Source organism: Streptomyces sp. NPDC031479 (assembly GCF_055581065.1).
Genome location: NZ_JBVIKC010000069.1, coordinates 15,313 through 33,158, shown reverse-complemented (window position 1 = coordinate 33,158; position 17,846 = coordinate 15,313). Strand labels below are relative to the sequence as shown.

Sequence of the window (17,846 nt, the reverse complement as noted above, 5' to 3'; positions counted from 1 at the left end):
CCCCCCCCCCCCCCCCCCCCCCCCCCCCCCCCCCCCCCCCCCCCCCCCCCCCCCCCCCCCCCCCCCCCCCCCCCCCCCCCCCCCCCCCCCGGGCCCGGTTCGCCGGCGGCACCACCCGGCTCCCGCCCCGCCTACGGACTCCGCAGGCTGCGCACGTCGAGGTGGCGCAGCACCCGGTCCACGATCTCCGGGTCCGCCCCCGGCTCGCTCCGCGCGGCCAGCACCTCGTGCCGGGCGGCGGACATCATCTCCCGCTGGATCCGCTGCACGTCCCTGATCCGCTCCACCCGCTTCCCGTACGCCTCCCGCCGCTCCTCGTCGACCAGGTCGGGGCTGATCCTGGCCCCGACGTCGTACGCGCGCCGGTACAGCGTCTCCACCAGGTCCTCGGGCAGGTCCTCGACCTCCTCGATCTCCTTCAGCCGCCGCTTCGCCGCCTTCGCCGCGCGCAGCGCCAGCCGCCGCCGGCCCTCGCGCTCGGCGTCGGCGTCCGCCTCCACCCCCAGCCGCCGCACCAGCCAGGGCAGCGTCAGCCCCTGGCACACCAGGGTCACCATGATCACCGCGAAGGCGATGAACACGATCTCGTCCCGGCCTGGGAAGGGCTCCCCGGCGCCCGTGCGCAGGGGGATGGCCAGGGCCAGCGCCACCGAGGCCACCCCGCGCATCCCGGCCCACCACATCACCACGCTCTCCCGCCAGCTCAGCGGGATCTCCTCGTCGTAGTCGCGCCGGCGGTGCAGCTTCTTCGCCAGCCAGCCCGCCGGCAGCAGCCAGACCAGCCGTACGGCGACGACCACCACGATCACGACCGCCGCCCAGCCGACCATCTCCCAGGCCCGGCCCTTCGCGACGCCGAAGACGTTGTGCAGCTCCAGCCCGATCAGTCCGAACGCCACGCCGGTGACCAGCGTGTCGACGATCTCCCAGAAGGTGTGCCCGGCCAGCCGCCCCAGCACGTCGTCGGCGTCCGAGGCGAACTCGGCGAGGAACAGGGCGGTCGTCAGCACGGCCAGCACCCCCGAGCCCTGGAGTTCCTCCGCCACCACGTACGCGACGAACGGCACGAGCAGCGTCAGCCCGATCTGGAGCGTGGCGTCCCCGAGCCGGCCCATCATCCACTGCGTCACCCAGCCGAGCCCGAGCCCCACGGCCACCGCGACGACCGCGGACAGCACGAACTCCCCGAGCGCGTCGGGCCACGAGAAGCTGCCGCTGACGACGGCGGCGACGGCGACGTGGTAGAGCACGATGGCGGTGACGTCGTTGAACAGCCCCTCCCCCTCCAGGATCGACACCATCCTGCGGGGCAGTCCGAGCGATCCGGCGACGGCGGTGGCCGCGACGGGGTCGGGAGGGGCGATGAGCGCGCCGAGCGCGACGGCGGCGGCGACGGGCAGCCCCGGCACGACGGCGTGCGCGACGGCCGCGACGGCGGCGGTGGTCACGAAGACCAGGGCCACGGCCAGCAGCAGGATCGGCCGTACGTTGGCCGCGAACTGGCGCCAGGAGGTGCGCTGCGCGGAGGCGTACAGCAGCGGGGGCAGAAGGAGCGGCAGGATGTACTCGGGCGGGATGTCGACGTTCGGCACGGCGGGCACCAGTGCCAGCACCACCCCGGCGATGGTCATCAGCACGGGCGCGGGCAGCCCCAGCCGGTCCCCGAGCGGAACGGTGACGACGGCCCCGAGCAGCAGCACGAACAGCAGAGCAAGCTGATCCACTCCCCCACCCTGCCAGGCCGCCGCCGCTGGGCCACGAGGGTCGGGGGCCACCCCACCGGCGTGTCGGCCCCGGCCCGCCCCCGGCCCCGCACGGGCGCGGGCCCCTGGGCCCGGTCGCGTGCCGGGTCCCGCGGGCGCGGGTCACGGCACGGCGCTCCGCGCCCGCGCCTCAAACGCCGGCGGGGCTGGAATTGCGCTCCGCGCAATCCAGCCCCGCCGGCGTTCGAAGCGCGGGGGTCCCCCGGTCGGGCCCGGCAGGGCTACGGCAGGGTGCGCCGCATCGAGCGGTGCGGGATGCCCGCGTCCTGGAACTCCGGCCCGTAGGCCCCGTAGCCGAGCCGCTCGTAGAAGCCCATCGCGTGCGTCTGCGCGCCGAGGTCGACCGCCGTCAGTCCCAGCCCGGCCGCCTCCGCCTCGATCGCCCGGACCAGCGCGACCCCGACGCCCAGTCCGCGCGCGGACTTCCGTACGGCGAGGCGCCCCAGCGAGCCGACCTCGGGCGAGCCGGTCTTGCCGAGGGCCTCGGGGCCGTGCAGCAGGCGTCCGGTGCCCAGGGCCGCGCCGTCCGGGCCCACGGCCAGCACGTGCACCGCGACCGCGTCGTACGCGTCGTACTCGATCGACTCCGGCACGGACTGCTCGACCACGAACACGTCGGTCCGCACCGCGTAGCAGGCGGCCAGGTCCTCCTCCGAGGAGGCCACCCGCACCGAGACGGACGTCACTGGCTCTCGGCCCGGATCACATCCAGCGCGTGCTGGAGGTCGGCCGGGTAGCCGCTCTCGAACTCCACCCACTGCCCGTCGGCCGGGTGCTCGAAGCCGAGCCGGACGGCGTGCAGCCACTGCCGGGTCAGCCCGAGCCGCTTGGCGACGGTCGGATCGGCACCGTAGGTCAGGTCGCCGACGCAGGGGTGGCGGTGCGCGGACATGTGAACGCGGATCTGGTGCGTGCGCCCCGTCTCCAGCTTGATGTCCAGCAGCGACGCGGCGCGGAACGCCTCGATCAGGTCGTAGTGGGTGACGGAGGCCTTGCCGTCCTGGGTCACCGCCCACTTGTAGTCGGCGCTGGGGTGGCGCCCGATCGGCGCGTCGATGGTGCCGCTCATCGGGTCCGGGTGGCCCTGCACCAGCGCGTGGTAGCGCTTGTCGACGACCCGCTCGCGGAACTGGTTCTTCAGCGAGGTGTACGCGCGCTCGGACTTGGCGACGGCCATCAGGCCGGAGGTGCCGACGTCGAGGCGGTGGACGATGCCCTGCCGCTCGGACGCGCCGGAGGTGGAGATCCGGTAGCCGGCGGCGGCGAGGCCGCCGATGACGGTGGTGCCGGTCCAGCCGGGGCTCGGGTGCGCGGCGACGCCGACCGGCTTCATGATCACGACGATGTCGTCGTCGTCGTGGACGATCTCCATGCCGGGTACGGGCTCGGCGACGAGCTCGACCGGGCGCGGCGGGGCGGGCATCTCGACTTCGAGCCAGGCGCCGCCGTGCACGCGCTCGGACTTGCCGACGACGCTGCCGTCGACCGAGACCTTCCCCTCCGACGCCAGCTCGGCCGCCTTCGTCCGGGAGAAACCGAACATACGGGCGATGGCGGCGTCCACGCGCTCGCCTTCGAGGCCATCGGGAACGGGCAGGGTGCGGATCTCGGGAATCGTACTCACCCGTCGAGTATGCAGGACTCGGCAGAGGACCATTCCCGCGATCGGCCCGGGACCGGCCCGCGACGGGGCGTACGGCGGGCGTACGGCGGGCCCCCGACGGGCCCGCGATCAGTCGCGCGATCAGTCCTTGTGGACGGTGCCGTCCGGGTCCAGGCCCTTGAAGGACAGCAGGACGATCAGGATGCCGCCGCACACGATCGCCGAGTCCGCGAGGTTGAAGACGGCGAAGTGGGCGGGGGCGATGAAGTCGACCACCGCACCGCGGAACACCCCCGGCGAACGGAAGATCCGGTCGGTGAGGTTGCCCAGCGCGCCGCCCAGCAGCAGACCGAGGGCGATCGCCCACGGCAGGCTGTACAGCTTGCGCGCCAGCCGGACGATCACCACGATCACGGTCGCCGCGATGCAGGTGAAGATGATCGTGAACGCCTCGCCGAAGCCGAAGGCGGCGCCGGGGTTGCGGATCGCGTTGAACTGCAGCAGATCGCCGAGGACCCGGATCGGGGGCTGGTGCTCCAGCCGGGCCACGACCAGCATCTTGCTGCCGAGGTCGACCAGGTACGCGAGCACCGCCACGACGAGCAGCGCCGCGATCCGCCGGCGCCCCTTGGGTGCGTCCGGCCCCGGCTGCGGCTCGGCGTCGTCCCCGACCTCCGGCGTACCGATGATGCGCTCCGCCTCTGCCACGTGAGTCCCTCGACTAGCTCGATCCCGACGAGACACGAGAGTACGTCAGGGGACGCACCTCGTGCCTAGTGCCTCCGCTCCTGCTTCTGCTTGCAGTCCACGCACAGGGTGGCCCGCGGGAAGGCCTGCATCCGCGCCTTGCCGATGGGCTGCCCGCAGTTCTCGCAGAGTCCGTACGTGCCCGCCTCCAGACGTTCCAGGGCCCGCTCGGTCTGCTCCAGCATCGAGGTGGCGTTCGCGGCGAGGGCCAGTTCGGACTCCCGGGTGATGTTCTTGGTCCCGGTGTCGGCCTGGTCGTCGCCCGCGCCGTCCCCCGAGTCCCGCATCAGGCCCGTGATGGCGACCTCGGAGGCGTCGAGCTCGGTACGCAGCCGCAGGATCTCCGAGACCAGTTCCGTACGGGCCTCCTCGACCTCCTGCTCGGTCCAGGGGTCCTCGCCGGGGCGTACGGCGAGCTCGCCGGGCGTGGTGGCCGCCGCCGTGGCCCGCGCCTTGGGGAGCCCGCTGGTGGCCGCAGCGGCCGTCTTCCTGGCCGTACCCGCAGTCTTCTTGGCAACCACTTTCCGAGCTCCCGTCTTCCGCGCGGCCGGGGCCGCCCCCTCGGCCGCGGCCGGGGTGGCCGCCGCCTTGCCCGTGGTGCTCTTCGCGGCCGCCTTCGTCGCCGTGGCGTCGGCCGCCTTCGCCGGGGCCTTCCGCGCCGCGGTCTTCTTCGCGGCGGCCTTCTTCGTAGTGGTCTTCGGCGCCGTTGTCTTCTTCGCCGCCGTCTTCTCGGCCGGAGCAGCCCGTTTGGCGGCAGGCGTGGAGCCTGGCACAGCAGCCACCTCCTGCGTCGCCGTCTTCTTCGCCACCATGGCCGCGGCCCCTTTTCACATACTGTGATCTTGTTCGTGAATCGTGCCGGAACGATAAATCGGCGCCGACCACACGGCAACGGGGCACGCGTCCATCGAGGTCAACCTGCATCCGTTGTGCCCAGCGGGAAGCCCGGTAATCCGCCCCACCCGCCCCGCTGGATCCCGTACCGGGCGATCAGCCCGTCCGGGTCACCCCGCGGACGCCGCGATAACCGGTCTGCCGACCCGGGCCCCGGCCCTTACACTGGGCGCAGCGAGAGGCATGGACGGGGACGAGTAGCGTCGGACGCAGCCAGGAGCGACCCGGGGACGGTGAGAGCCCGGGGGCGAGCGCGACGTGAAGGATCACCCCTGAGCCGCCGGAAGAAAGCCCGTACGGATCCCCGTGGGGCGAGTAGAACCGGCTTCGCACCCCAATGAGGGGGCCGCCGGACCTGTCCGGGGGCCAAGGAGGGTGGTACCGCGGGAGCTGCAGCGCTCTCGTCCCTCCGGACGGAACTGACACCCCGCCGGAGGAAGAGTTCAGCCTCATGACCACACCGCCGCAGTACCGCCCGGTACCCGCCCAGGTCGACCTGCCTGCCCTTGAGCACGCGGTCCTCGACTTCTGGCGCGAGAGCAAGACCTTCGCGAAGACCCTGGAGCAGTCCGAGGGACGCCCCGAGTGGGTCTTCTACGAGGGCCCGCCCACCGCGAACGGCATGCCCGGCGCGCACCACATCGAGGCCCGCGTCTTCAAGGACGTCTTCCCCCGGTTCCGCACCATGCGCGGCTACCACGTGGCCCGCAAGGCCGGCTGGGACTGCCACGGCCTGCCCGTCGAGCTCGCCGTCGAGAAGGAACTCGGCTTCAACGGCAAGCAGGACATCGAGGCCTACGGCATCGCCGAGTTCAACGCCAAGTGCCGCGAGTCCGTGACCCGCCACACCGACGCGTTCACCGAGCTCACGACCCGCATGGGCTACTGGGTCGACCTGGACGACGCCTACCGGACCATGGACCCCGAGTACGTCGAGTCCGTGTGGTGGTCGCTGAAGGAGATCTTCAACAAGGGCCTGCTCACCCAGGACCACCGCGTCGCCCCCTGGTGCCCGCGCTGCGGCACCGGCCTCTCCGACCACGAGCTGGCGCAGGGCTACGAGACGGTCGTGGACCCCTCGGTCTACGTCCGCTTCCCGCTGACCTCCGGCCCCCTCGCGGGCGAGGCGGCGCTGCTGGTCTGGACGACGACCCCCTGGACCCTGGTGTCCAACACGGCCGTGGCCGCGCACCCCGAGGTCACCTACGTCGTCGCCCGCCGTACCGGCGGCGAGGACCCGGAGAAGCTGGTCGTCGCCCAGCCGCTGCTGGAGAAGTCCCTGGGCGAGGGCTGGGAGGCCACCGGCGAGTCCTTCACCGGCAAGGAGATGGAGCGCTGGACGTACCAGCGCCCCTTCGAGCTGGTCGAGTTCCCGGAGCCCGCCCACTACGTCGTGAACGCCGAGTACGTCACGACCGAGGACGGCACGGGTCTGGTCCACCAGTCCCCCGCCTTCGGCGCCGACGACCTCGCGGTCTGCCGCGCGTACGGCCTGCCCGTCGTGAACCCGGTCCGCCCCGACGGCACCTTCGAGGAAGAGGTCCCGCTGGTCGGCGGCGTCTTCTTCAAGAAGGCCGACGAGAAGCTCACCGCCGACCTCGACGCGCGCGGCCTGCTCTTCAAGCACATCGCCTACGAGCACAGCTACCCGCACTGCTGGCGCTGCCACACCGCCCTGCTCTACTACGCGCAGCCGTCCTGGTACGTCCGCACCACCGCCGTCAAGGACGCGATGCTGCGGGAGAACGAGAAGACGAACTGGTTCCCGGACTCGGTCAAGCAGGGCCGCTTCGGCGACTGGCTGAACAACAACATCGACTGGGCGCTGTCCCGCAACCGCTACTGGGGCACCCCGCTGCCGATCTGGCGCTGCGAGGAGGACCACCTCACCTGCGTCGGCTCCCGCGCCGAGCTGTCCGAGCTCTCCGGCCAGGACCACTCGAACCTGGACCCGCACCGCCCGTACATCGACGACGTCACCTTCACCTGCACGGCCGAGGGCTGCTCCCTGGAGGCCGTCCGCGTCCCCGAGGTCATCGACGCCTGGTACGACTCGGGTTCGATGCCGTTCGCACAGTGGGGCTACCCGTACAAGAACAAGGAGATCTTCGAGAAGCGCTACCCGGCGCAGTTCATCTCGGAGGCCATCGACCAGACCCGCGGCTGGTTCTACACGCTGATGGCGGTCGGCACCCTCGTCTTCGACAAGTCCTCCTACGAGAACGTGGTCTGCCTGGGCCACATCCTCGCCGAGGACGGCCGCAAGATGTCCAAGCACCTGGGCAACATCCTCCAGCCCATCCCGCTCATGGACCAGCACGGCGCCGACGCGGTGCGCTGGTTCATGGCGGCCGGCGGCTCCCCGTGGGCGGCGCGTCGCGTCGGCCACGGCACGATCCAGGAGGTCGTCCGCAAGACCCTCCTCACGTACTGGAACACGGTCGCCTTCCAGGCCCTGTACGCCCGCACCTCCGGCTGGGCCCCCTCGGCGGCCGACCCGGCCCCGGCCGACCGCACGGTCCTGGACCGCTGGCTGCTCTCCGAGCTCCACACCCTGGTCACCGAGGTCACCGAGGCGATGGAGTCCTACGACACCCAGCGCGCCGGCAAGCTCCTCTCCGCCTTCGTCGACGACCTCTCGAACTGGTACGTGCGCCGCTCGCGCCGCCGCTTCTGGCAGGGCGACAAGGGCGCCCTGCGCACCCTGCACGAGGTCGTCGAGACGGTCACCCGCCTGATGGCCCCGCTGACCCCCTTCATCACGGAGCGGGTCTGGCAGGACATGATCGTCCCGGTCACCCCGGAGGCCCCGGAGTCGGTGCACCTGTCCACCTGGCCGGTCGCGGACGCCACCGCGATCGACCCGGTCCTGTCGCGGCAGATGCTGCTGGTCCGCCGCCTGGTGGAGCTGGGCCGCGCGACCCGCGCGGAGTCCGGGGTCAAGACCCGCCAGCCGCTGTCGCGCGCGCTGGTCGGCGCGGCCGGTTTCGACGCGCTCTCGCCGGAGCTGCAGAGCCAGATCACGGAGGAGCTGAACGTCTCCTCCCTGGCCTCCCTCTCCGAGGTCGGCGGCTCCCTGGTGGACACCACGGCCAAGGCGAACTTCCGGGCGCTGGGCAAGCGCTTCGGCAAGGGCGTGCAGGACGTGGCGAAGGCGGTGGCCGCGGCCGACGCGGCGGCGCTGTCGCTGGCCCTGCGGTCCGGTTCCGCCGAGGTCGAGGTGAACGGGGAGTCCGTCTCGCTCACCCCGGAGGAGGTCATCATCACGGAGACCCCGCGCGAGGGCTGGTCGGTGGCCTCCGACTCCGGCGCGACGGTCGCCCTGGACCTGGAGATCACGCCGGAGCTGAAGCTGGCGGGCCTCGCCCGTGACGCGATCCGCCTGATCCAGGAGGCCCGCAAGAACTCCGGCCTCGACGTGGCGGACCGCATCGCCCTGCGGTGGTCCGCCGCGGAGCCGGAGGTCGTCACGGCCCTGACGGACCACGCGGCCCTGATCGCGGACGAGGTCCTCGCCACGGACTTCGCCTCCGGCGAGGCGGACGCGGCGTACGGCGAGCCGTTCACGGACGAGTCCCTGTCCCTGACGTTCCGCCTCCGCAAGGCGTAACTCCGGGCCCGGCGGCCCGCGCCTCTCCCTCCGGGGGGGTGCGGGCCGCTTTGTCTTTCCCCTCCCCGCCCTTCCACCGTTCCCGCCTCAGACGCCGGCGCGGCTGAAGGATCCGGGCCCGGCCCGTACCCGTGCCGGGTGCGGCTCCCGCCACGGCGCTCCGCGCCCGCGCCTCAAACGCCAGCCAAATCCAGCCCCGCCGGCGTTTGAGGCGCGGGGTCCGGGGGTGGAGCCCCCGAAGCGTCCGGGCGGAGCCCGGGGAACGGTGGAAGGGCGGGGAGGGGACGGCCCCGCGCAGCGGCCACCCACCCGCACCCACCCGCACCCGCACCCGCACCGGCACCGGCCCGCCGGAACGCGGAAACGGGCGGCGGGACGCGGAAACGGGCCGGGCCCGGGTTCCAGAAGGAACCCGGGCCCGGCCCGTAAGGCTGCCGACGACGAGCGGCGGCGCCTAGTTGTCGTCCTCGTCGATCAGGAAGCCCCGCATCGGAGACGGCGCCTGCTGCATCGGCTGCGGCGCGGCCGGCCGCACCGGAGCCATCGGCTGCGTCATCGCCGGGGACATCTGCTGCTGGCCGCCGTAGGACGGGCCACCACCCATCGGGGAGGGACCGCCCATGGGGGACGGAGCGCCCATGGACGGGTTGCCCATCGAGTGACCCATCGCACCGGCCGGAGCCATCGACGGCGAAGGCGACGGCGGCAGCGCCGGACCGGCCGGGTTCCGCGGCGGGGCCAGGGAGTCGTCGGCCTGGGTCTCCAGCTGGCGCAGCTGCGACTCCAGGTAGGACTTCAGACGCGTACGGTACTCGCGCTCGAAGCCCCGAAGGTCCTCGACCTTGCGCTCCAGCGTGGCGCGGGCGGACTCCAGGGAGCCCATCGCGACGCGGTGCTTCTCCTGCGCGTCCCGCTCCAGCGCGTCGGCCTTGGCACGGGCGTCCCGCTCCAGGCCCTCGGCGCGCGAACGGGCCTCGCCGACGATCTTGTTGGCCTCGGAGCGGGCCTCCGCGATCGCCTGGTCGGCGGTCTGCTGCGCGAGCGACAGGACGCGGGCGGCGCTGTCGCCACCGGGGCCCTGCTGCGGGAGCTGCGGCGGCTGCTGCATCTGCTGCATGGGCTGGCCCATGGGCTGCATCTGCTGCCCCATCGGCTGCATCTGCTGGCCCATCGGCTGGCCGAGCGGGTTCTGGCCACCCATGGACTGCTGCTGCATGGGGGGCTGGCCCATCTGCTGCTGCGGCGCCATCGGGTGCTGGCCACCCATGGACTGCTGCTGCTGCATGGGGCCGCCCATCGGGCCCGGACCCTGCGGACCGTGTCCACCGGGACCGGCCGGCAGCTGCGGCTGGCCGCCGGGAAGCTGCGGCGGGCCCATCTGCGGCTGCTGCTGCTGCTGCGGCGGGCCGGATATGGCCGCGGGCACGGGGGCGCCCGGGCCTCGCTGGTCCTGGGGCTCCGGCTTGCGCATGTTCTGCTGCTGCTGCTGGCTCTGCGCGGCGGCACGCGTCGCGGCGGCCAGCTTGGCGCGCAGGTCCTCGTTCTCGCGCAGCAGGCGCGTCAGTTCGGACTCGACCTCGTCGAGGAAGGCATCGACCTCGTCCTCGTCATAGCCTTCTCGGAGGCGGACGGTCGTGAACTGCTTGTTCCGCACGTCCTCGGGGGTCAGCGGCATGTCTTCTTCACCTCTACGTAGTCGTCGGCAGTCGGCAAGACCGTATCGGGACTGTCCCCGCGCCCGCGGGGAAGCACATCGTTCACACGCTTCTCGCAGCGGTGCTCACGAAACTGATGAGGATGTAAACGATGATCATCAGAACGAAGAAGGACAGGTCGAGTGCCACGCCCCCGAGACGCAACGGCGGGATGAATCGCCGGAGAAGCTTGAGCGGTGGATCGGTGACAGTGTAGGTGGCCTCCAGAACGACCACCATCGCCTTGCCGGGTGTCCATGAACGTGCGAACTGGAACACGTAGTCCATGACCAGTCGGAAGATCAGCACGATGAGGAAGCACATCAGCGCGATGTAGACCACTTGCAGTGCGACGCCCATCCCGCGCTTCCCTCTCCCCGTTCTCGCTCTGTTCCCGGTCCCGTGTCTGACGGATCGGTCTAGCTTTGGTTGAAGAACCCGCCCTCCGCGATGCGGGCCTTGTCCTCCGCCGTGACATCGACGTTAGCAGGCGACAGCAGGAACACCTTCTGTGTCACGCGTTCAATACTGCCGTGCAGACCGAAGACGAGGCCGGCGGCGAAGTCGACGAGACGCTTCGCGTCCGTGTCGTCCATCTCCGTGAGATTCATGATCACCGGAGTGCCCTCACGGAAGTGTTCCCCGATGGTACGGGCCTCGTTGTAGGTCCGGGGGTGCAGCGTCGTGATGCGGTACGGCTCCCGCTCGGAGACGACCTTGGGCATGATCACGGGGGCGTTCTTCTCCAGGTTGGTGCGGTCAGGTGTGATGGATGCCACGGGGGCAATTCGCGCGGGACGTCCGTTTTCTGACGGAATTGGGAGGGGTTCCCGCTGCGCCGGAGGCTGTACGGCTCGTACCGGTTCGTCCGTTACGGGCGATTGGTGCACGGGCTGCTGTCGGCGATCCCGGTCCCGCGCGCGCTCCGGCTCCGGCTCGGGCTCGAACTCGTCATCGGGGTCGTACCCCGGGTTGTCGTACCGGTCGTCCTCCACGAGGCCGAGGTAGACCGCCATCTTGCGCATCGCGCCGGCCATTCTCCGAGTCCTCCGCTCTGTGGTGGATCGCCCTGTCGCAGGTGTCGCTGTGTCCGTCAGCAAAGTAGCTGTGTCACCAAAGTCACCAACTGCCCGCGATCCACTTGGTCTGTCCGCTCATCTGCGGAAATGACCATATTTTCTGCTGTGGTCCGACTTTCTTCGCGACGTTACCCGAGCCGGGGTCTCGCGCCGAGTACCGCAGTGCCGACGCGTACATGTGTCGCACCCGCCAGCACGGCCTGTTCCAGGTCGGCGCTCATTCCGGCCGACACCATCGTGGCAGCCGGATGGTCCGCGCGCAGGCCGGATGACAATTCCACCAGCCGCTCGAAGGCCGCCCGTTCGCGCCCCGCGTAGGGGCCGGCCAGCGGGGCGACGGTCATCAGGCCGTCGATGCGCAGTCCCGGCGCGGCGGCCACGAGGTCCGCCAACCGCGCGAGCAGGTCCGGCGCCGCGCCTCCGCGTGCGCCGCGCTCCCCCGACTCCGCGTCGAGCGCGATCTGCACCAGGCAGCCGAGTTCGCGCCCCTGCGCCTCCGCGGCCGCCGACAGCGCCGTGACGAGCTTCGGCCGGTCGACCGACTGCACGACATGCGCGTATCCCGCCACGGAACGGACTTTGTTCGTCTGCAACTGACCCACGAAGTGCCAGTTCAACGGCAGATCCGCGCAGGCCCCCGCCTTGGGCGCGGCGTCCTGGTCGCGGTTTTCCGCAACATGACGGACGCCCAGCTCCGCCAGCAGTCGTACGTCGCTCGCCGGATACGTCTTGGTGACCACGATGAGGGTCACCTCGTCCCGCCCCCGGCCCGCGGCCGCGCAGGCGGACGCGATGCGCTCCTCCACCCGCGCGAGGTTCTCCGCGAGTTCCGACTTACGGTCTGTCATCAATCCGTTCCAACCACACATATCCGGCGAGCCGCCCGGTCACCCGGTCGCGGCGGTACGAGAAGTGGTCCCGCGACTCCAGTGTGCAGACCGCGGAACGGTGGCGGTACGCCACCCCCGCCTCCGCCAGCTGCGCGTGCACCCCGGCGACCACGTCCACCGCCGGCGTCCCCCAGCTGGTCTCGGCCCACGCGGCCGGAACCACGGCGGCGACCGCCTCCCGCATCTCGGCGGGCACTTCGTAGCACCGCCCGCAGACGGCCGGTCCGGTACGGGCGACCATGCGCGCGGGGTCCGCGCCCAGGGCCGTCATCGCCTCGACCGCGGCCGGCACCACCCCGGCGACCAGGCCGGGCCGCCCGGCGTGGGCGGCGCCGACGACCCCGGCGACGGGGTCGGCCAGCAGCACGGGGGTGCAGTCGGCGGTGAGCACGGCGAGGGCGAGCCCCCGACGGGCGGTCACCACCGCGTCCACCGCCGGAACCGCGTCGCCGGCGGCCCAGGGGCCGTCCACCACCGCGACGTCCCGCCCGTGCACCTGGTTCATCCAGACGACGAGGTCCGGGTCGACGCCCAGCTCCCGCGCCGCGGCGGCCCGGTTCGCGCGAACGGCGGCCGGGTCGTCTCCGACCGCGCCGCCGAGATTGAGCTCCTCGTACGGAACGGCGCTCACCCCGCCCCACCGGTCGGTGAAGGCGAAGTGGGCGCCGCTCTCGTGATGCTGCCCCAGTGTCACTTCAAGAAGTCCGGAACATCCAGCTCTTCGGCCGGGCTGTCCTGGTACGGCCGGGCCGTCGGCACCTGCGGCGCGGGCGCCGGCTCGACGGGGATCTCCACCGGGGCCGGGGGCTCCTCGCGCGGGGTGACCGTGCCGAGTCCGCCGAAGGCCGGGCGGACCGGCTCCGGGGCGCGCACCGGCGCGGGGGCCGGCTCCTCGCGCTTGGTGGACGCGGCGCCGATGACGTTGTCCCGGCGGGCCGGGGGCTGTCCGCCGTCGAACCCGGCCGCGATCACGGTGACCCGTACCTCGTCGCCGAGCGCGTCGTCGATGACGGCACCGAAGATGATGTTCGCCTCGGGGTGCGCGGCCTCGCTCACCAGCTGCGCGGCCTCGTTGATCTCGAAGAGACCGAGGTCCGAGCCACCGGAGATGGAGAGCAGGACGCCCCGCGCCCCGTCGATGGAGGCCTCCAGCAGCGGCGAGGAGATCGCCATCTCGGCGGCGGCCACGGCGCGGTCGTCGCCGCGGGCCGAGCCGATGCCCATCAGCGCGGAGCCGGCCTCGGACATCACGGACTTGACGTCCGCGAAGTCCAGGTTGATCAGACCCGGGGTGGTGATGAGGTCGGTGATGCCCTGCACGCCGGAGAGCAGGACCTGGTCGGCCGACTTGAAGGCGTCCAGGACGCTGACCTGGCGGTCCGAGATGGACAGCAGGCGGTCGTTGGGGATGACGATGAGGGTGTCGACCTCTTCGCGGAGCTCGGCGATGCCGTCCTCCGCCTGGTTCGCGCGGCGCCGGCCCTCGAAGGTGAACGGCCGGGTGACCACACCGATCGTCAGGGCGCCCAGCGAGCGCGCGATGTTGGCCACGACGGGTGCGCCGCCGGTGCCGGTGCCGCCGCCCTCACCGGCGGTGACGAAGACCATGTCGGCCCCCTTGAGGACCTCCTCGATCTCCTCACGGTGGTCCTCTGCCGCCTTGCGGCCGACGGCCGGGTTGGCTCCGGCGCCGAGGCCTCGGGTGAGTTCACGACCGACGTCGAGCTTGACATCGGCGTCGCTCATCAACAGCGCCTGGGCGTCCGTGTTGATGGCGATGAACTCGACACCCTTGAGACCGACCTCGATCATTCGGTTGATGGCATTGACACCACCGCCGCCGACACCGATGACCTTGATGACTGCGAGGTAGTTCTGCGGTGCTGCCACGTCGAAGGCCTCTCGCCTCGATTACGTGTCGCCGCTTCGCGGGTCTGCGGTGCGACGACTGATGCCGAAATTGGGACGGTTCGTACGCGCCGACCCGAACCCTAACCCTGAAGTTTAGGGTTAGGAGTGTGTCTGTTCCCTGGACTCTTCCGAACAGGACACTAAGTCGACAAGTAGCGCGGGTTCAACGAACACGCCGAACCTCCCGTTTTTCTTTTCACCCTATGTGATCACCCGTATCGGTGGCCAACCAGGGTGCTTCGCTGTTCGACCGGACGTCAACTCCCGGACACCGCAGGCGCGGTGGGGACGCTCACGTCGAAGTGGTCGGCCTTGGGCGCGGCTTTCAGCAGGGCGGTCAGCGCACGGCCCTTCGCCTCACCCAGTTCGCCGCTCCCCCACACGACCGTGCGCCCCTTGGTCAGCTGGAGCAGCACCGAATCGTACGACCGCACCTTGACCTGCAACGTCTCTTTCGCGATCGCGGCGGGGAGGGTTCCGGCGATGCCCACCGCCTCCCGCAGGAGGCGCTGCTCGTCGAAGCGGCGGGCGCTCGGCGAGTGCTCCGCGGTCAGTTCCAGGACCGGAACACCCGCGGGCGCGCGTCCGACCGTGTCGAATCGCACACCGGACGCGTCCACTTCGACGAACTCCGCTTCCTTCTTGATGAGCAGGACGGGTTTGCGTTCCGTCACTTTCAGCCCGATTCCGTGCGGCCAGGCCCGCACCACGTCGACCGAATCGATGCGGGGCAGCCGCCGGCGCAGACGGCTCGCGATCTCGTCCGTGTCGACGCCGACGAGGGGTGCGCCGACGGGTACGGCCGCGGCCGTGAGGACCTGTTCGGGGGTGAGCACCTCGGTGCCGGAGGCCGTGACCTTCTCGACGCGGAGCCAGGAGGAGCCGTAGAGCGCCCAGGTGCCGCCCGCGGCGAGGACCACGGCGGCGGCGAGGGAGGCCAGGACGGGGACGCGGCGCGCTCGCGCGCCACCGGGTCCCCGGGGACCCGGCCTCTTCGACGACTTGGGCGGCTTGGGCGGCCCGGACGGGCCCGGGCGCTTTTTCCCGCCCCGGCCCGACCGGTCGGACGTGCCGCGCTGTGCCGTCGTCGCTCCGGCCACTCCTGTGCCTCCTGGATCTGGCTTCCCGCCTCAGCGGGCCCTGTTGGCCGCGACCGCCTCGTAGACCAGGCCGACGAGCAGGTCGTCGGCGTCCCGGCGGCCGAACTCGGCGGCGGCGCGGGACATCTCGTACAGGCGGTGCGGATCGGACAGCACCGGGAGGATCTGGCCGAGCACCCAGTCGGGCGTCAGTTCCGCGTCGTCCACGAGCAGGCCGCCGCCGGCCTTGACCACCGGCTGGGCGTTGAGCCGCTGTTCGCCGTTGCCGATGGGCAGCGGTACGTAGGCGGCCGGCAGTCCGACGGCGGAGAGTTCGGCGACGGTCATCGCGCCCGCGCGGCACAGCATCATGTCGGCGGCGGCGTACGCGAGGTCCATCCGGTCCACGTACGGTACCGGGACGTACGGCGGCATCCCGGGCATGTTGTCGACACGCGGCAGTTCGTTCTTCGGGCCGACCGCGTGCAGGATCTGGATCCCGGAGCGCTGGAGGGTCGGAGCGACCTGCTGGATCACCTCGTTGAGGCGGCGGGCGCCCTGCGAGCCGCCGGAGACCAGCAGCGTCGGCAGGTTGGGGTCCAGCCCGAAGGCGGCGCGCGCCTCGGGGCGGACGGCGGCCCGGTCGAGGGTGGAGATGGACCGGCGCAGCGGGATGCCCACGTAGCGGGCGCCGCGCAGCTTGCTGTCCGGGGTGGACACCGCGACGGCGTGCGCGTAGCGGGAGCCGATCTTGTTGGCCAGTCCGGGCCGGGCGTTGGCCTCGTGGACGATGATCGGCACCCCGAGCCGCTTGGCGGCCAGGTAGCCGGGCAGGGCCACGTAACCGCCGAAGCCGACGACGCAGTCCGCCTTGGTCCGGGTCAGGATCTCCTCGGCGGCCTTGATGGTGCCGCGCAGCCGCCCGGGGACGGTGATCAGCTCGGGCGTGGGCTTGCGGGGCAGCGGTACGGCGGGGATCAGCCCCAGCTCGTAGCCGCGCTCCGGGACCAGCCGCGTTTCAAGGCCGCGTTCGGTACCGAGGGCGGTGATGCCCACGGTCGGGTCCTGCCTGCGCAGGGCGTCCGCGAGGGCGAGCGCCGGCTCGATGTGGCCGGCGGTCCCCCCACCGGCGAGTACGACATGCACCGAAATTCACCGCTCTCCGGACGGACGCCTCTTGACGCGCCGTCTCATCGACTTCCATATCGGCCCGCTCCGCTGCCGGCCGAACCTCGGCCGGCGCATCGCGAGCGCCGCTCGCGCCGCCGGCTCCTCCCGCGCGAAGGCGATGAGCAGTCCGACCGCGAACATGGTCGGCAGCAGGGCCGACCCTCCGTAGGAGAACAGCGGGAGGGGCACACCGGCGATCGGCAGCAGGCCGAGCACCGCACCGATGTTGATCACGGCCTGGGCCGTGATCCACGTGGTGACGCCTCCCGCGGCATACCGTACGAAGGGGTCCTCCGTGCGTCCGGCCACGCGGATACCCGCATAGCCTAGGGCCGCGAACAGGGCGAGCACCGACAGCGTCCCCGCCAGCCCCAGTTCCTCACCGGTGATGGCAAAGATGAAGTCGGTGTGGGCTTCGGGCAGTTGCCCCCATTTTTCCACACTCGCCCCCAGGCCGGAACCGAACCATCCACCGGATGCCAGGGCGTAGATCCCGTGTACGGCCTGCCAGCAAAGGTCGTTCTTGCCCGGATCTGTCGCGCCGAGGCAGGCGAGCCGGTCCATGCGGTGCGGGCTGGTCTTGATGAGCAGTGCGACGATCACACCCGCGAAGAGCAGGACCCCCGCGAACATCCGGGTCGGCGCCCCGGCGAGCCAGAGCAGCCCGAACAGGACGGCGCCCAGGATCATCGCGGTGCCCATGTCCCCGCCCAGCATGATCAGCCCGAGCAGCAGGAAGGCCACCGGGACCAGCGGCACCAGCAGGTGCTTCCACTGGCTCAGCAGCTCCTTGTCCCCCTTGCGGGCCAGCAGGTCGGCGCCCCACAGGATCAGGGCGAGTTTGCCGAACTCACTGGGCTGGAGCATGAACGGACCGCCAAGGGAGATCCAATTCTGGTTGCCGTTGATCGAGACCCCTATCCCGGGGACCTGGACCAGGACCATCAGGAACAGGGTGCCGGCGAGCACCGGATAGGACAGGGCCCGGTGCAGCTTGACCGGCATCCGGGAGGCGGCGAAGAGCAGGACGGAACCGATCAGGGCGGCCAGGAACTGCTTCTTGAAGAAGTACGCGTCCCCCAGGCCCAGCTGGAGGGCCTTGATCATGGAGGCCGAGTAGACCATCACCAGGCCGAGCCCGGTGAGGAGCAGCGAGCTGCCGAAAATCAGGTAATAGGCGGTCAGCGGCCGGTCCCACGCCTTGCTCAACTGCCGCTGTGCGCGCCGCAGCCGCTGCAGCGGCCCGTGGGCGGGCCGCCGGGCGGTGACCGCGGGGCGTTTGCGGCCCTGCGCCTTCACGGCGGCGGGCCGCCGCCCCGGCAGCATCTGCTTGGCCGGCATCTGTGATCTTCCCCTCCACTCGTACGAGGCGAGCAGCCGGGTCGGGCAGGCATGCTGCCCCGGAT

The 17,846-nt window shown here is 71.6% G+C and carries 16 protein-coding genes; 2 read left to right on the top strand and 14 right to left on the bottom strand.

Annotation, left to right across the window (positions count from 1 at the left end; genetic code table 11):
• Positions 1-131 precede the first annotated feature (131 nt).
• From ACZ5D2_RS38865 to ACZ5D2_RS38845, 5 genes are all read right to left on the bottom strand, one after another.
• Complete coding sequence (locus ACZ5D2_RS38865; protein ID WP_371678939.1) at positions 132-1,724, bottom strand: Na+/H+ antiporter; 1,593 nt, start codon at positions 1,722-1,724, stop codon at positions 132-134.
• 260 nt (positions 1,725-1,984) lie between these two features.
• The gene (locus ACZ5D2_RS38860) at positions 1,985-2,449 is read right to left on the bottom strand and encodes a GNAT family N-acetyltransferase (RefSeq protein ID WP_371678938.1); all 465 of its coding nucleotides are present in this window, start codon (positions 2,447-2,449) and stop codon (positions 1,985-1,987) included.
• Entirely contained in the window at positions 2,446-3,387 is a 942-nt protein-coding gene (locus tag ACZ5D2_RS38855; RefSeq protein WP_266577719.1) for an RluA family pseudouridine synthase, read from the bottom strand. Before ACZ5D2_RS38855 ends, ACZ5D2_RS38860 begins: the two co-directional genes overlap by 4 nt.
• 120 nt (positions 3,388-3,507) lie before the next feature.
• Positions 3,508-4,074, bottom strand: coding sequence for a signal peptidase II (gene lspA, locus ACZ5D2_RS38850; RefSeq protein ID WP_371678937.1), 567 nt, complete (start codon positions 4,072-4,074; stop codon positions 3,508-3,510).
• Positions 4,075-4,139: 65 nt separating this feature from the next.
• Positions 4,140-4,634, bottom strand: a complete 495-nt coding sequence (locus ACZ5D2_RS38845; protein ID WP_371678936.1) for a TraR/DksA family transcriptional regulator — start codon at positions 4,632-4,634, stop codon at positions 4,140-4,142.
• On the opposite strand from ACZ5D2_RS38845, the gene ACZ5D2_RS38840 reads away from it, so the two are divergent.
• Together ACZ5D2_RS38840 and ileS are read left to right on the top strand one after the other, a co-directional pair.
• Entirely contained in the window at positions 4,624-4,953 is a 330-nt protein-coding gene (locus ACZ5D2_RS38840) for a hypothetical protein (protein WP_371678935.1), read from the top strand. The two genes, ACZ5D2_RS38845 and ACZ5D2_RS38840, sit on opposite strands and share 11 nt — an antisense overlap.
• Before the next feature lie 505 nt (positions 4,954-5,458).
• The gene (ileS, locus tag ACZ5D2_RS38835; RefSeq protein ID WP_371678934.1) at positions 5,459-8,617 is read left to right on the top strand and encodes an isoleucine--tRNA ligase; all 3,159 of its coding nucleotides are present in this window, start codon (positions 5,459-5,461) and stop codon (positions 8,615-8,617) included.
• A 454-nt stretch (positions 8,618-9,071) separates the two neighbouring features.
• Here the strand turns inward: ileS and ACZ5D2_RS38830 are convergent, their stop codons facing one another.
• The 9 genes from ACZ5D2_RS38830 to ftsW all read right to left on the bottom strand — a co-directional run bounded on the left by ACZ5D2_RS38830 (position 9,072) and on the right by ftsW (position 17,781).
• Positions 9,072-10,292 carry a DivIVA domain-containing protein gene (locus tag ACZ5D2_RS38830; protein ID WP_371678933.1) on the bottom strand — a complete coding sequence of 407 codons (1,221 nt, stop codon included), beginning with the start codon at positions 10,290-10,292 and terminating at the stop codon, positions 9,072-9,074.
• Positions 10,293-10,374: 82 nt separating this feature from the next.
• Entirely contained in the window at positions 10,375-10,671 is a 297-nt protein-coding gene (locus tag ACZ5D2_RS38825; RefSeq protein WP_030155988.1) for a YggT family protein, read from the bottom strand.
• A 59-nt stretch (positions 10,672-10,730) separates the two neighbouring features.
• The gene (locus ACZ5D2_RS38820; protein ID WP_371678932.1) at positions 10,731-11,348 is read right to left on the bottom strand and encodes a cell division protein SepF; all 618 of its coding nucleotides are present in this window, start codon (positions 11,346-11,348) and stop codon (positions 10,731-10,733) included.
• Between the two features lie 170 nt (positions 11,349-11,518).
• Complete coding sequence (locus ACZ5D2_RS38815) at positions 11,519-12,238, bottom strand: YggS family pyridoxal phosphate-dependent enzyme (protein WP_371678931.1); 720 nt, start codon at positions 12,236-12,238, stop codon at positions 11,519-11,521.
• Positions 12,225-12,974 (bottom strand): peptidoglycan editing factor PgeF, encoded by a 750-nt coding sequence (gene pgeF, locus ACZ5D2_RS38810; protein ID WP_371678930.1) that lies wholly within the window; start codon positions 12,972-12,974, stop codon positions 12,225-12,227. Before pgeF ends, ACZ5D2_RS38815 begins: the two co-directional genes overlap by 14 nt.
• Positions 12,971-14,170, bottom strand: coding sequence for a cell division protein FtsZ (gene ftsZ / locus ACZ5D2_RS38805; RefSeq protein WP_030228033.1), 1,200 nt, complete (start codon positions 14,168-14,170; stop codon positions 12,971-12,973). The genes pgeF and ftsZ overlap by 4 nt, the downstream gene beginning before the upstream one ends.
• A gap of 278 nt (positions 14,171-14,448) precedes the next feature.
• On the bottom strand, positions 14,449-15,291 hold the full coding sequence (locus tag ACZ5D2_RS38800) for a cell division protein FtsQ/DivIB (RefSeq protein ID WP_371678929.1): 843 nt from the start codon (positions 15,289-15,291) through the stop codon (positions 14,449-14,451).
• A 30-nt stretch (positions 15,292-15,321) separates the two neighbouring features.
• Positions 15,322-16,416, bottom strand: a complete 1,095-nt coding sequence (gene murG / locus ACZ5D2_RS38795; RefSeq protein WP_266838574.1) for an undecaprenyldiphospho-muramoylpentapeptide beta-N-acetylglucosaminyltransferase — start codon at positions 16,414-16,416, stop codon at positions 15,322-15,324.
• Between the two features lie 6 nt (positions 16,417-16,422).
• Positions 16,423-17,781: a putative lipid II flippase FtsW gene (gene ftsW, locus ACZ5D2_RS38790; RefSeq protein WP_371678928.1), complete on the bottom strand. Its 1,359-nt coding sequence runs from the start codon at positions 17,779-17,781 to the stop codon at positions 16,423-16,425.
• Positions 17,782-17,846 lie beyond the last annotated feature (65 nt).